We start from the raw sequence: 270 nt of genomic DNA, 5'->3' as shown, positions 1-270 counted from the left end.
AGCTGGACAGGAATCGTACTATTCATACAGCTGTTCTTTGGTATCGTCATCGGGCTGTACTTTTGGAACTTACTGAGAAATCAGCGCACACAAAAGGTGACGATAGACAAAGAATCAAAGAAAGAAATGGAAGCACTCAGAAAGATGCGATCGATCAAATTGAGTGAACCTTTATCAGAGAGAGTCCGGCCAAAGGGTTTTCAAGATATTGTAGGGCAGGAAGACGGCATTCGTGCACTAAAAGCGGCACTATGCGGACCTAACCCTCAG

The 270-nt window shown here is 44.8% G+C and carries 1 pseudogene; it reads left to right on the top strand.

The annotated features are described in order from the left end of the window. A pseudogene (locus tag SB775_RS29860) lies at positions 1-270 on the top strand (ATP-dependent protease LonB); the annotation flags it as partial.

Source organism: Peribacillus sp. SIMBA_075, from assembly GCF_046534585.1.
Note: the sequence above shows the minus strand (reverse complement) of the source record. Positions and strands in the feature narration are given on the sequence as shown.